This window comes from Flaviflagellibacter deserti (assembly GCF_042652085.1).
Classification (GTDB): domain Bacteria; phylum Pseudomonadota; class Alphaproteobacteria; order Rhizobiales; family Methylopilaceae; genus Flaviflagellibacter; species Flaviflagellibacter deserti.
In genome coordinates, this window is the sequence record NZ_JBHSJF010000006.1 from 917,682 (window position 1) to 931,048 (window position 13,367).

The following is a 13,367-nucleotide window of genomic DNA, read 5'->3' on the forward strand; positions in this document are numbered from 1 at the left end:
TCGAAATCAGACGCTCAGCATGATCCGGCCGCAATCGATTGGCTCAAATTGTGCTCCCGCACATCCGGCGCCTCGATCCTACGCCAAACCTCTCTCCTGCAGCATCAACTTGCCGAACGTCGCGGCGTCGCATCACGATCCGCGTATCCTTCGTTGATCAGGTCGTGGATCGTGGTCCATGGGAATGCGCCGGCAAGCGCCGTGAAGCGCCCCTCGCACCGGCCAAGATTGACGCGATGGCGAAACACTTCGGTGGCCTTCATTCCAGGAATGCGCGGCTGGCCTGCATCGATCTCCCAGGGATGGATGTAAAAAACGTAAGGTCGCCCGGAGCGCAGGATGGCGCGCATGCCCTGGACCCACAGCGCATAGGGAGCCAACCGAAAGTATCCGCCCCCACCCCACGGGATTCCGCGCTTGTCGAGCCGGAGGCACGATATGGACACCTCATGGAAACCGTCGCGCAGCAAAGTCACCGGCCTGCCCGCATGCACCCCCGTCAGCTTGCCATACCGGTCATGGGCAATCGTCGGTACGACCGAAGAGTCGTACTCGAAGCCTAGCTCCTGCAAGATCGGGATGGCCCAGTCCGTTATGGAGAAGGACGGCGCGCGATAGCCGCGCACCGGCATGCCAAGCAGGTCTTCGAGGTATTGCTTGGCGCGAGAGACGTCGGCCCGAAACTCGCTGGGCTGGAGCGAATAGACGAGCTGGTGACCGTGCCCATGACACGCGACCTCATGACCCGCTTCAGCGATCGTGCGGACGAGCTTTGGGCATCGCTCGGCGACCCAACCCAGCACGAAGAAAGTTGCACGGGCGTTGGATGCATCGAGTATTTCCAACATCCGCATGGTGTTGCGTTCCACCCGCAGTTCGCATTCGTCCCATGCCTCCCGTGGAATCACGCCTGCCAGGTTGGCGGCATGGAACCAGTCCTCAACGTCGATGGAGAGCGCGGTTTTCCCAGCGTCGGCCCTGCCTTGGCCCGCGGCGGAGGTTCCCCTCACCTCTCGACTCTTTGCGACCGCCGGGGAGCCGCTCTGGTAGCGCGCCATGGTGCTCTCGGAGCTCGCAAAAACGCGATGGGGCGGACACGTCGAGCGATCGGCCGCCTGAGCCTGTTTCATCGATCCGCCCACTCAACGTCTGGATGCAGAACGCAGAATTATCCCTACCACGGCAGCTGAAAGGCACATGAGTAACCCTGACGGGGTACACCCAAGGGTGGGTATGCGGCCCTCACCTTGATGCGTTTCGTCTAAGGCGCAGACCGGCGCATTATGTTCCCCGATCCAGCGGGCTGACTGAACTTCGCGAACTGGGACAACGGCGGCGACATCCAAGTCTGGTGGTCCGGCGATTCGGAGCGACGATCGAAGATGCAGCACCTCGAGGTTGTCGATCTTTCGCAGACGGGCCGCGACGACGAGTGGCAGGCCTATGTCGACAGCGTTCCGGGCGCTTCGCAGTATCACGCGCTTGAATGGCGGGAGATTTCGCAGCGCACGTTTGGCCACCGAAGCTGGTACTTGATGGCGCGGGACAGCGGTCGCGTGCGCGGAGTCCTTCCGCTTGTCGAGATGCAAAGCCCGTTGTTCGGGCACTTCTTCGTATCGCTGCCCTTTCTGGACTATGGCGGCATCCTGGCCGACACGCCGGAATGCGAGGCGGCGCTGGCAACCGCTGCAGCGGACCTCGCCGTGAAGAGAGGGGTGGGCCACGTCGAGCTTCGGCAACCACGTGCGGCGGCTAACCTGACAGACGCGGGATGGACCCTGCGGCAACACAAGGCCGCGCTCGTTGTCAATCTCAGTCCCAATCAAGAGAAGATTTGGTCTGACTTCAGCTCGCGCCTGCGCGGTAAGATAAGAAAGGCCGCCAAATCCGGAGCCGTATTCTCGGTGGAAGGTAGCGAAGCGCTCGGCGACTTCTACCGCGTTTTCGGCCTGAACATGCGCGATCTCGGAACACCGGTTTACAGCCCGGTTTTCTTCCAAAATATCCTGCGGTCGGTGAAGGACGCGGTGATCCTTCTGGTACGCCGCGAGGGGCGTGCAGTTGCCGGCGCTCTAGCGCTTCGTCGCGCCGAGAGGATCGAGCTGCCGTGGATTTGCTCCGACTACGCGCAGGCCTCACATCAGGTGAACGAGTTTCTTTACTGGAATGCAATCGAGTGGGCATTCAGCATGGGCGCGCGGGAACTGGACCTCGGCCGCTGTTCGATCGATTCAGGAACCTATCGTTTCAAGATGCAATGGAATCCCGAGGTGCGTCCGTTGTTCTGGTACTATTGGCTGGCGTCGGGAACCACGCTGCCGGAGTTAAGTCCCAGCAATCCGAAATATGCTCTCGCGATCCGCTGCTGGAAGAGAATGCCGGTGGCGCTCGCAAACCGGCTGGGACCGTGGATTGTCCGGAATATTCCCTGAGTTTCCCGCTCCGCCGGAGCGCGAAAACGGACCGCGCTGCCGGTCCCGTCGGTCCAATACGGCCATCGCAGTCTTAGTTACTCCTTCGGCCAGGACACGCGGGAGACGTAGTCTGCCACGGGTCCGCCGGCGGTGCCCCAGTTGCTAGACCAGATCACCTGCGATCCATCCGGCGATGGCGAGGCGTGCGTTTCGCTGATGTAGTCTCCCACAACGTTGCGCGTCTGGCCGATGCGTCGAATTTCGCCGCTCCCGTCGATGCGGAGCGCGATGACCTCCTGATAAAATGGTGCCCGGCCGACGCCGCCGGCGATCTTCTCATACGTGCCCTCATAACTCACAAATACCCAACCTGGACGGTTGATGTTGCGGGCCGAGACATGCGCGCCATAGCCGGCGGGCACCAGGTCGGTGATCACGCCGTCTGACAACCTGCGTTTGATGACGTGCCATTTGTCGGGATCAGCCTTGCTGATGCCCACATAGACGTCGTTGCCGTCGGCATCGATCGCCATGTCACCATGTCCCGGACGATGGTGTTCCGTCCAGCTCTGCACCAATTTGCCGTCTACAGTCAGAATATATGCGACGTCGAACTGATCGTCCTTCGTGCTCGAACAGAGGATATAACGTCCGCTAGGCGAGATGCCGCAGTAATCATTGAGTCCTGGCAGCGCGGCGAGCTCAATGTCCGGATATTTTCTTTTTTCCATCATATCGTAGGCGAAAGCGACCAGCGCGCCTGTCCGGGTGGTGGCGCGCAGCACCAGCCGATTGCCGTCCTGAGATAGATTGCCCTTATTGGGGCCGAACTGGATGTTGGCGTAACCCCTTGCCACGTAGACGATTGTTCTGACGTTGGTTCGGGGCTCCCAGGCGTAGACTTGGCTGGCGCGTACACAGATCATGAGTGCCGGGTCCGTGGGATGCCATTTGCAATCGTCGTCCACGAGGCGATGGAAAAGGGGCTCGTAGCTCTGACCGTCCAGGAAGCAGATTCCGTTGCAGCCCTTGAAGATTGCCAGCAGCGTCTGATCGGCGTTCCAGGCCTGCGCGCTGGAATACCGGTGTCTGCAGAAGTCCTGGCGGCAGACAATGCCTGTCTTCATACGCTGGCCCGGGTCCGTTACCCGAGTGAAACTTGTGTCCAGCGCGGGATCTATGACCGATTGACGATAAGCTGGGCGATCCATTGGTGGCGCGACCAGGATGTGCGCATTTGCCAGTCGGTCATCCGCCGATGTGCTGCCGTCCAAGGCCAACAGCAGTAGAGCCGCGCCAAAAACTCCCTTTGAGATCAACGAGGGAAGTTTGCTCACGCGTCCTCACTCTGGCTCTTTCAGAAGTCCGGCAACCCGCGGACGACCGCTCCGGCGATCCATCGCATCTTGGCAATTATCGTGATGATAGTCCTGCGATCGACCCTACCCACTCGTAGGTAGCGCCCATTCGGGCGCGCGCGCTCTCACCCTTTCTGGTTCATAACATTGGCTGGCCCAGCGGCGCGCCGACGCACGACGGAACGACGACATGACAGCAGTTTCTCGGGCCGAAACGGTTTCCGCAGACAAATGGAGCCTTCCACGCCTCGGCCGGCAGGCCTCATCCAAGCTGATGCTCGTCCAGGTCCTTCGGGCCTTCGCGGCGCTGGCGGTCGTCCTCTACCATGCGCAATACGACGCCGAAGCGCTGGCTGCCCGCTTCGGCCGCGCCTATCACGGCAGTGATCTCCTGCCCTGGCCCGCCGGTGTGGACGTGTTCTTCGTCATCTCCGGCTTCATCATGGTCCATACTTCGCGGAAGCTGTTTACGACCGCCGACGGCCCACGCATCTTTCTCGCACGTCGCATCGCGCGCGTCGTCCCGATCTATTGGGCTATCGTCACCGTCTACCTCATTCTCGGCCAATTGATTCCAGCGGCGCTCAATCGGGATGCGCCGAGCCTGACTGCGATACTGACATCCTACCTGTTCATCCCCTACCCGCTGCCGAGCGGCGTGATCCATCCGGTTTATTCGCTCGGTTGGACGCTCAACTACGAAATGTTCTTCTACGTCGTTTTTGGGGGCGCCCTCCTGCTGCCGCGCCCAAGGGCGGTTCTGGCCGTCGCGGTCATGCTTTTAGGCCTCGTGGCGTTCGGACGCTTCTCGCAAGCCATGCCGGCGCCGATTTTGTTCTGGAGCGACCCGATCGTGCTCGAATTCGTTTTCGGCATGGCCATCGCTTTGCTGGTGGAAAAAGGCTGCTCGCTGCAGCCAATCGGCCGCATCGGCCTTGCCGCCATCGCGCTGCTGCTTCTGCACTTCGATCTCGCCCGGCCAGACGGAGCTCTCATGCTGCCGCGGGTCCTCGCCTATGGGGTACCCGCGGCGATGCTGGTCGCCGCCGCAGTTCTTGGTCCTCTCTCTTCGACATGGTCCGCCGTGGAACTTCCCGTGGCCGCGCTGGGCGATGCCTCTTACGCGCTTTACCTCGTGCATCCCTTCGCTATCCGCGCCCTGCGCGAAGCGTTTGCATATAGCGGTCTCGCAACGGCGATGGGCCTCGAAGTCTTCGTCATCTCGGCCGTGCTAGCAGCGGTAATCCTCGCCCTCCTCGTCTACCAATTCGCCGAAAAGCCTATGACGAACGTCGTTCGCGGCTGGCTCCGGGTATAAAATAAGAAATTTTACCCACCGATGCCGCTCTCCAGCGCGCTGGCTGTCACCGTCTCTTGTTGTACACGTCGAGACATACCGCGCCGAGCAGAACCAATCCCTTGATGACCTGCTGATAGTCGATACCGATACCCATGATCGACATGCCGTTATTCATCACACCCATGATCAGCGCGCCGATCACCGCGCCGCCGACGCGGCCGACGCCGCCATAGGCCGAGGCGCCGCCGATGAAGCAGGCGGCGATGACGTCGAGCTCGAAGCCGAGGCCGGCCTTCGGCGTCGCCGTGTTCAACCGCGCCGCGAAGACGAGGCCGGCCAAAGCCGCCAGCACGCCCATGTTGACGAAAGTCAGGAAGGTCAGCCGCTCCGTCATGATGCCCGACAGCTTCGCCGCCTTCTCGTTGCCGCCCACCGCGTAGATCTGCCGGCCGATCGTCGTGCGGCCGGTGACGAAGGAATAGAGCGCGATCAAGGCCGCCATGATGATGAGGACATTCGGCAGACCGCGGTGCGAGGCGATCAGATAGGTGAAGTAGAGGAGGACGCCACAGAGAAGCGCGTTCTTGAGGATGAAAACGCCCTGCGGCTCCACGTCGAGGCCGTGCTGTTGCTGCCGGGCCCGGGTCTTGAAGTTGACGTAGACGAGCGCAAGCGCAACCAAGGCGCCGAGCAGGATCGATGTCGGATAGAGTACGCCTACGCCCGGGAACAATTCGGGGATGAAGCCCGAAGACAGGCGCTGGAACATGACCGGGAACGGACCGACCGACTGACCGCCGAGGAGCGCAAGCGACAGCCCCTTGAATACCAGCATTCCGGCCAGCGTGACGATGAAGGAAGGGATACGGAAATAGGCGACCCAGTATCCTTGCGCCGCACCGATCAGTCCGCCGACTGCGAGGCAGATAAGGGCCGCGGGCACGAACGGCAGTTCGTAGCGCACGATCATCACCGCCGCGAGCGCGCCGATGAAGCCGGCCACCGACCCCACGGACAGATCGATATGCCCGGTCACGATGACCAGCAGCATGCCGAGCGCCATGATGACGATGTAGCTGTTCTGCAGGACGAGATTGGTGAGGTTGAGGGGTCGCAGAAGTGTGCCGTTGGTCACGATCTCGAAAAACACCATGATCGCGAACAGCGAGAGCAGCATTCCGTATTCGCGCAGATTATTCTTTAGCAGACCGCCATGCGCGCGCTCGTCGAGAGCGACCGTCTTGTCCGTCATTGCAGGCCTCCCTTGCGCATGATCGAGCGCATTATCTTTTCTTGCGTGGCTTCGGCCGCCGCGAACTCGCCGACGAACATGCCGTGATCCATCACGCAGATCCGGTCGCAGATGCCGAGGAGTTCCGGCATTTCCGACGATATGACGATCACGCCGCGCCCGCTGTCGGCCAGTTCGTTGATGATAGCGTAGATCTCGTATTTGGCGCCGACATCAATGCCCCGGGTCGGCTCATCGAGGATCAGCACCTTGGGGTCGGTGAACAGCCATTTCGACAGCACCACCTTCTGCTGGTTGCCGCCCGAGAGCTTGCCCGCCTCCTGATACACATCGGCGCTGCGAATGCGCATGCGCTTGCGATAATCGCTCGCAACGGTCAGCTCGCGAATGTCGTCGAGCACGCTGCGATTGGATACGTCGTCCAGGTTCGCCAACGTGATGTTCTTGCGGATATCCTCCTCGAGGAGCAGGCCGAGCTGCTTGCGATCCTCCGTCACGTAGGCAAGACCCGCATCGATCGCGCGGGTCACAGTGGAGACGTCGATCTCCTGCCCCTCCAGCGTAACGCGGCCGCTGATCCTGCGGCCATAGGAATGGCCGAACAGACTCATCGCGAATTCGGTTCGCCCGGCTCCCATCAGTCCTGCAACGCCGACGATCTCGCCGCGCTTTACATGGAAGTTCACATTCCTGATGACCTGCCGATCGGTGTGGATCGGGTGGTAGACCGACCAGTCTTCGACGGTGAGGATCGTCTCGCCGATTTTCGGCGTGTGCTCCGGGTAGCGGTGCTCGAGGTCGCGGTCGACCATCATCCGGATGATGCGATCCTCCTCGACCGGCTCCTCATGGGTATCGAGCATACCGATGGTGCGGCCGTCGCGCAGAACGGTGATCCGGTCCGCGACGCGGGAAATCTCGTTCAGCTTGTGCGAGATCAGGATCGAGGAAATACCCTGCCGCCGAAACTCCACGAGGAGATCGAGAAGCGCCTGGCTGTCGCGCTCGTTGAGGCTGGCCGTCGGCTCGTCGAGGATCAGGAGGCGCACCTTCTTCGACAGCGCCTTGGCGATCTCGACGAGTTGCTGCTTGCCCACTCCGATATTCGTGATCAGCGTATCGGGCGCCTCGTCCAGCCCCACCTTCGCCAGGAGTTCCTTCGAGCGGCGATGAACCTCCGTACGATCGATGATGCCGAAGCGGGATGGCGGGTTGGCGAGGAAGATGTTCTCCGCGATCGACATCAGCGGGATCAGCGCCAATTCCTGGTGGATGATGATGATGCCGAGCGCCTCGGAATCGTTGAGGGTGCGGAAGCGCCGCTCCTCGCCCTCATAGACGATGTCGCCTTCGTAGCTGCCGTGCGGGTAGACCCCGCTCAGCACCTTCATGAGCGTGGATTTGCCGGCGCCGTTCTCGCCGACGAGCGCATGGATCTCGCCAGGGCGGACAAAAAGATTGACGTCGTTCAGCGCCTTCACTCCGGTGAAGGACTTGCTGATACCGCGCATCTCAAGGATCGCGTCCATCCCTGGATTCCCTATCCCTAATAGAACGATCGCGGCCGCGCATTTCACGCGGCCGCCGCTCGCGGGTGGCCGTTAGTTGATCTGCTCTTTCTTGTAGTAGCCGCTGCCGACCAGAACCTGTTCCCAGTTGGTCTTGTCGACCACGACCGGTTTCAGGAGATAGGCAGGCACGACCTTGACGCCGTTGTTGTAGGTCTTGGTATCGTTGACCTTGACCTCCTTGCCGCTGAGGACCGCGTCGACCATGTCGGCTGTGACCCTGGCGAGATCGCGGGTGTCCTTGAAGATCGACGAATATTGCTCGCCGGCGATCATGGATTTGACCGACGGGACCTCCGCATCCTGACCGCTGACGATCGGCATCTTCATGTCGCCGGAGCCGTAGCCGACGCCCTTGAGCGAGGACAGAATGCCGATCGACAGGCCGTCATAGGGTGACAGAACGGCGTCGACGCGCTTATCGGTGTAGAAGGCGCTGAGAAGGTTATCCATGCGCGCCTGGGCGGTCGCGCCGTCCCAGCGGAGCGTCGACACCTTCTGCATGCCGGTCTGACCGCTCCGTACGACGAGCTTCTTCTGGTCGATGTAGGGCTGCAAGACCGACATCGCGCCGTCGTAGAAGAAGTAGGCATTGTTGTCGTCTGGCGAACCGCCGAACAGCTCGATGTTGAACGGCCCCTTGCCGTCCTTGAGGCCGAGCGCATCGACGATCGATGCGGCCTGCAGCACGCCCACCTGGAAGTTGTCGAAGGTCGCGTAATAGTCGACGTTCGGTGTGTCGCGGATCAGCCTGTCATAGGCGATGACCTTGATGCCCTTGTCGGCGGCCTGCTTCAGCGCGTCCGACAAAGTGGTGCCGTCGATCGAGGCGATCACCAGAACCTTGGCACCTTTGGTCACCATGTTCTCGATCTGCGCGAGCTGGTTCGGGATGTCGTCTTCTGCGTATTGCAGGTCGGTCTTGTAGCCGCGCTCCTGCAGCACCTTGACCATGTTGTTGCCGTCGTCGATCCAGCGGGCGGAAGCCTTGGTCGGCATTGCGATGCCTATCGATGCGCCGGTCTGCGAGAATGCGGGCGCGGCAAGGGCCATGGCATTGAGCGCCAGGGCCGACAGGACTGTCGTGAGAATGCGCATTGTCGTTCCCTCCTGTTATGAGCAGCTTTTGCTGCCGTTTATCGCTGTCATGCTTGCGCCGGTTGCGTCGAAACTACCCGGCGTCCAAAGGCTGACGGGCCCTCCTCTCCTGAAAGACGCCGTCATATGCGGCGACGGTCATTCGCGCTCGAGCGCGTACCCCGTCGGCCGTCATTCCGGGTTTATAGAGGCTCGAGCCGAGGCCGAAGGTGCGGATGCCTGCGGCCGCATAGGCCGGAAAATCCATCTCGGAGACGCCTCCGACGGCGCCGACCTCAGTATCTGCCGGCAAGACGACGCGGATGGCCTGGATGATCGCCGGTCCGAGCAGGTTCGCCGGGAAGAATTTCAGAGCCGAGGCGCCGGCGCGGAGCGCGGTGAACGCCTCCGTCGGTGTCATCACACCCGGCATCGTGACCATGCCGTGTCCTGCCGCCCGGCGAAGAACATCGACGTCCACATTGGGGCTCACCAGAAGGCGCGCTCCGAGATCCGCCAACCGGTCGACGTCACCTGTATCGAGCACAGTACCCGCGCCTATCCAGCAGGCTGCCGGCGCGATCTTCACCGCACTTTCGATGGACCGGAACGGCTGCGGCGAGTTCAACGGTATCTCGATGGCTTCGATGCCGGCCTCGATCAGCGCGCCGACCACTGCTTCGGTCTCGCGGGGCTCGATGCCGCGCAGGATGGCCACGATCGAGCGGCGCAGGCCGGGCCATGGGATACGGGGCGCCGTCATGATGCGAACCCCTCTGCGTTGGCGAAGGCCGAGCGGGCGGCGATGTGCAGCCCAATCCGGACGCAGTCCTCGGCATCACGCAAGGTCACCGTTCCAGCCCCCGCGATCTCTAGCGCGCGCTTGTACAACGCGGAAAGAGGATCCGAGGCGACGAGCACGACTTCAAACGCGGGGCTGCCGAGACGGCGCGCACCGGCGAGTTCGACGCCGATCAGCAGACCCGACAGCCGGGCTAGCAGTGCCTCGGGCGGCGTGCCGGAAAGCAGCCATTCGGCGCGAAGGGTGAACGGCAGATTTGTCGCGAGCGCAGGATTGGCAAGCGCCGCTTCGACTCCGGCCGTGAAGTGCTCGTTCGGCTGGATCGTCTCCGCTCTCTCCACCGCCCCCGCGACGATCGACGAGGTGCGCAGCCAGTGGAACATCTCGCCGGTCATGAACGTCGCGAAGCTCTCAACGACGCGGCCGTCGAGCCTGGTCCATTTCGAATGGGTGCCGGGCAGGCAGACGAGATGCGCATCCTCATCCGCCACGGCCAGCAGGATCGTCTCCTCGCCGCGGATCACATCAGGCTCCCCCTTGCGCTGGGCGATGCCCGGCAGAATGCGGACGGGCCGTCGCGCCGAGGGCACGCCGGCGGCTCGTTCGACCAACAGATCGAGCTGCGCCGGCGTGTCCAGATATGTCGCTTCGATCCAACCGGCACGCGAGCCGGCCATGCCGCAGATCATCACCGGGACGTGTGCCGGAACGGCGAGCGCGGCGAGATGGCTTTCCAGCACCGTCTCGAAACCCAGCTTTGCTGCCACGACGGCGCCCTCGCCGCTACGGCGTTCCGCAAGGATGCGGCCGTTGGAATCCAGCGCCCACAGCCGGAAGCTCGACGTGCCCCAGTCGATGGCTACGTGAGCGATGGATGATAGATCGCGGTCCATGATCAAGCCGCCAATCTGACGTGTGGCTCGACGCGGCCACGCGCGCCGGGCCGCAAAACGAACGTGCGGCCATGGTTGGGATCGACGGCGCGCATCGCATCATCCATCCCCTGCCAGGCAGAGGTCACCAGCAGGCGGTCAAGGGCGGCACCAATGAACACCGGGCAGCTCGGCTGCAAGACGGGCACGGTGATGCTACGTGCCCGCTCGCCTGCCGGCGTGTAGACATCGAGGCGGGACGCGCCCCACCGAGCGTTCCAGATCAGTCCGTCGGCATCGACCACGGAGCCATCGAGATCACCCGGTTCCCCGGTGCCATAAAGAGGCTGGGGTTCTTCCGTCGGCGTGCCGTCGGCCGGATCGACCGACACGCGCATCAGCACGTTCTCGCGGGAATCCGTGAAGTAAGCGGTACGGCCGTCCGGTGAGAAACAGATCGAATTCGGGATGGACAAACCGGGATAGAGGCGGCGCAGCCGGCCCTCGAAGAAGTGATAGATCGCGCCGAGGCTTCGTTCGCCTCCCCGCCCCATCGTTCCGATCCATAGCGCGCCCGAAGGGTGGACGCGTCCGTCGTTCGAGCGGGTGGCCGCGCTATCGGCTTCAAGGGGGGTGTGGAGCGCCATCCGCCCCGTCGCGATCTCCCGGACATACAGTCCGTCCTCTCCGGCGATCAGCTGGCGCCTGTCATCGATGGGCGCGAGCATGCTGCACATCACGGGCAAGCTGTGGCGGATGATCTCGCGGGTGGCGAGACGCGCCTCGAACAGTTCGCGCTCGATGATGTCGAACCACCAGGCGGTGTCGGTCGCGGCGTCGTAGGCCGGCCCCTCGCCGAGATGGCAACGATGGTCGCTGAGGATGGAAACGCCGAGATCCTCCAAGACCGCCTCCTAATGATTGTCCCGCGGCATGCCCTTGGTCTGGGCGATGCGCTGGTAGGCAACAGCGGATTCGAGCACGGCACCGGTCTCAAGCTGACCGACCAGGCCACGCTGAATTTCCTGCCAGGGTGTTTGATGCTCGGGATAACGGTAGCCGCCTTGCTCGTTCAGCTTCGCTCTGCGGGCGGTCAGCTCTTCATCCGAGATCAGGATATTGGCCGTGCCACGCTCGAGATCGATCCGGACCCGATCCCCCGTCTTGAGCAAAGCCAGCCCGCCGTTCAGCGCCGCTTCCGGCGAGGCATTGAGGATGGACGGGGAGCCCGATGTGCCGGACTGGCGCCCGTCGCCGATGCAGGGCAGCGTGGTTATCCCGGCTTTGATGAGATAATCGGGCGCCCGCATGTTCACGACTTCCGCGGCTCCCGGGTAACCGACGGGTCCCGCGCCGCGCATGAACAGGATGGTGTGGGCATCGATCCTGAGCTCCGGATCGTCGATGCGCGCGTGGTAGTCCTCGGGTCCGTCGAAAACCACAGCCGACCCTTCGAACGCATCAGGGTCGTCGGGGTTCGAAAGATAGCGATCGCGGAATTCCGGCGAGATCACGCTCGTCTTCATGATCGCAGACGAGAACAGGTTGCCACGCAAGACGCGGAAGCCGGCGCGCTCTTTCAGCGGTCGGTGGAATGGCCGGATCACCGCCTCGTCGAGAATGGTCGCGCCCAGGCAGTTTTCGCCGATGGTGCGGCCATTCACCGTCATCGCATCCTTGGCTATGAGGCCCTGCCCCATCAGCTCCGCAACGACAGCAGGCACCCCACCTGCGTGGTAGTAATCCTCGCCGAGATATTCGCCGGCCGGCTGCAGGTTGACGAGGAGCGGGATGTCCTCGCCATAAGTCTGCCAGTCATCGATCGACAGCTCGACGCCGACATGGCGCGCAAGGGCATTCAGATGTATCGGCGCATTGGTGGAGCCGCCGATGGCCGAGTTGACGCAGATTGCATTCAGAAACGCATCGCGGGTCAGAATATCGGAGGGTTTCAGATCCTCGCGCACCATGTCGACTATCCTGAGGCCGGTTCGATAGGCAATCTCCTGCCGGTCGCGGTAAGGCGCCGGGATCGCGGCCGAACCCGGCAATTGCATGCCGAGCGCTTCGGCCAGCGAGTTCATCGTCGTCGCCGTGCCCATCGTGTTGCAATAACCGGTCGAGGGTGCCGAGGAGGCGACGAGTTTCACGAAGCCGGCATAGTCGATCTCGCCTTTGGCAAGGAGCTCCCGCGCCTTCCAGACGATCGTGCCGGAGCCAGTGCGCTCGCCGCGGAACCAGCCGTTGAGCATCGGCCCCACCGACAGCGCGATAGCCGGGATGTTCACCGTCGCCGCCGCCATCAAGCAGGCTGGCGTGGTCTTGTCACAGCCGATCGTCAGAACCACGCCGTCGAGCGGATACCCGTACAGCACTTCCACCAGACCCAGATAAGCAAGGTTCCGGTCGAGCCCGGCAGTTGGGCGCTTGCCCGTCTCCTGGATCGGATGCACCGGAAACTCGATCGCAATGCCGCCGGCCTCCCGAATTCCTTCGCGAACGCGGTTGGCGAGCTCGAGGTGATGACGGTTGCACGGCGAAAGGTCCGAGCCGGTCTGGGCTATGCCGATGATCGGCCGTCCGCTTTGCAGTTCCTCCTGGCTAAGCCCGAAATTCATGTAGCGCTCGAGGTAGAGCGCAGTCATGTCGATATTGTCAGCGTTGTCGAACCAGGCTCGCGAGCGAAGCTCGGAAGAGGAGTTCTTGGCGGGACCGTGCATTCTA

11 protein-coding genes are annotated in these 13,367 nt (G+C 62.5%); 2 read left to right on the plus strand and 9 right to left on the minus strand.

Annotated features, from left to right (window positions below; translation table 11 throughout):
* Positions 1-104: 104 nt before the first annotated feature.
* Complete coding sequence (locus tag ACFPFW_RS11475) at positions 105-1,058, minus strand: XrtA system polysaccharide deacetylase (RefSeq protein ID WP_114956168.1); 954 nt, start codon at positions 1,056-1,058, stop codon at positions 105-107.
* A 324-nt stretch (positions 1,059-1,382) separates the two neighbouring features.
* Here ACFPFW_RS11475 and ACFPFW_RS11480 point away from each other — a divergent pair, with 324 nt between their 5' ends.
* A complete protein-coding gene (locus ACFPFW_RS11480) occupies positions 1,383-2,432 on the plus strand; it encodes a FemAB family XrtA/PEP-CTERM system-associated protein (protein ID WP_114956167.1) in 1,050 nt (349 codons plus the stop codon).
* A 77-nt stretch (positions 2,433-2,509) separates the two neighbouring features.
* Here ACFPFW_RS11480 and ACFPFW_RS11485 read toward each other — a convergent pair whose 3' ends face one another.
* Positions 2,510-3,751: a YncE family protein gene (locus tag ACFPFW_RS11485; protein WP_114956166.1), complete on the minus strand. Its 1,242-nt coding sequence runs from the start codon at positions 3,749-3,751 to the stop codon at positions 2,510-2,512.
* A 211-nt stretch (positions 3,752-3,962) separates the two neighbouring features.
* Between ACFPFW_RS11485 and ACFPFW_RS11490 the strand changes: the two genes are divergently transcribed.
* Positions 3,963-5,090: an acyltransferase family protein gene (locus ACFPFW_RS11490; RefSeq protein WP_114956165.1), complete on the plus strand. Its 1,128-nt coding sequence runs from the start codon at positions 3,963-3,965 to the stop codon at positions 5,088-5,090.
* Between the two features lie 46 nt (positions 5,091-5,136).
* On the opposite strand, the gene mmsB is transcribed toward ACFPFW_RS11490, so the two are convergent.
* From mmsB to ACFPFW_RS11525, 7 genes are all read right to left on the minus strand, one after another.
* Entirely contained in the window at positions 5,137-6,324 is a 1,188-nt protein-coding gene (gene mmsB / locus ACFPFW_RS11495) for a multiple monosaccharide ABC transporter permease (RefSeq protein ID WP_114956164.1), read from the minus strand.
* On the minus strand, positions 6,321-7,853 hold the full coding sequence (gene mmsA / locus ACFPFW_RS11500; RefSeq protein ID WP_114956163.1) for a multiple monosaccharide ABC transporter ATP-binding protein: 1,533 nt from the start codon (positions 7,851-7,853) through the stop codon (positions 6,321-6,323). The genes mmsB and mmsA overlap by 4 nt, the downstream gene beginning before the upstream one ends.
* A 72-nt stretch (positions 7,854-7,925) precedes the next feature.
* Positions 7,926-8,990: a multiple monosaccharide ABC transporter substrate-binding protein gene (gene chvE / locus ACFPFW_RS11505; RefSeq protein WP_114956162.1), complete on the minus strand. Its 1,065-nt coding sequence runs from the start codon at positions 8,988-8,990 to the stop codon at positions 7,926-7,928.
* Between the two features lie 73 nt (positions 8,991-9,063).
* The gene (locus tag ACFPFW_RS11510) at positions 9,064-9,732 is read right to left on the minus strand and encodes a 2-dehydro-3-deoxy-6-phosphogalactonate aldolase (protein WP_114956161.1); all 669 of its coding nucleotides are present in this window, start codon (positions 9,730-9,732) and stop codon (positions 9,064-9,066) included.
* Positions 9,729-10,664 carry a 2-dehydro-3-deoxygalactonokinase gene (locus tag ACFPFW_RS11515; protein WP_114956160.1) on the minus strand — a complete coding sequence of 312 codons (936 nt, stop codon included), beginning with the start codon at positions 10,662-10,664 and terminating at the stop codon, positions 9,729-9,731. Before ACFPFW_RS11515 ends, ACFPFW_RS11510 begins: the two co-directional genes overlap by 4 nt.
* A 2-nt stretch (positions 10,665-10,666) precedes the next feature.
* Complete coding sequence (locus ACFPFW_RS11520; RefSeq protein ID WP_114956159.1) at positions 10,667-11,548, minus strand: SMP-30/gluconolactonase/LRE family protein; 882 nt, start codon at positions 11,546-11,548, stop codon at positions 10,667-10,669.
* Between the two features lie 9 nt (positions 11,549-11,557).
* The gene (locus ACFPFW_RS11525) at positions 11,558-13,363 is read right to left on the minus strand and encodes an IlvD/Edd family dehydratase (RefSeq protein WP_114956158.1); all 1,806 of its coding nucleotides are present in this window, start codon (positions 13,361-13,363) and stop codon (positions 11,558-11,560) included.
* Positions 13,364-13,367: the final 4 nt, after the last annotated feature.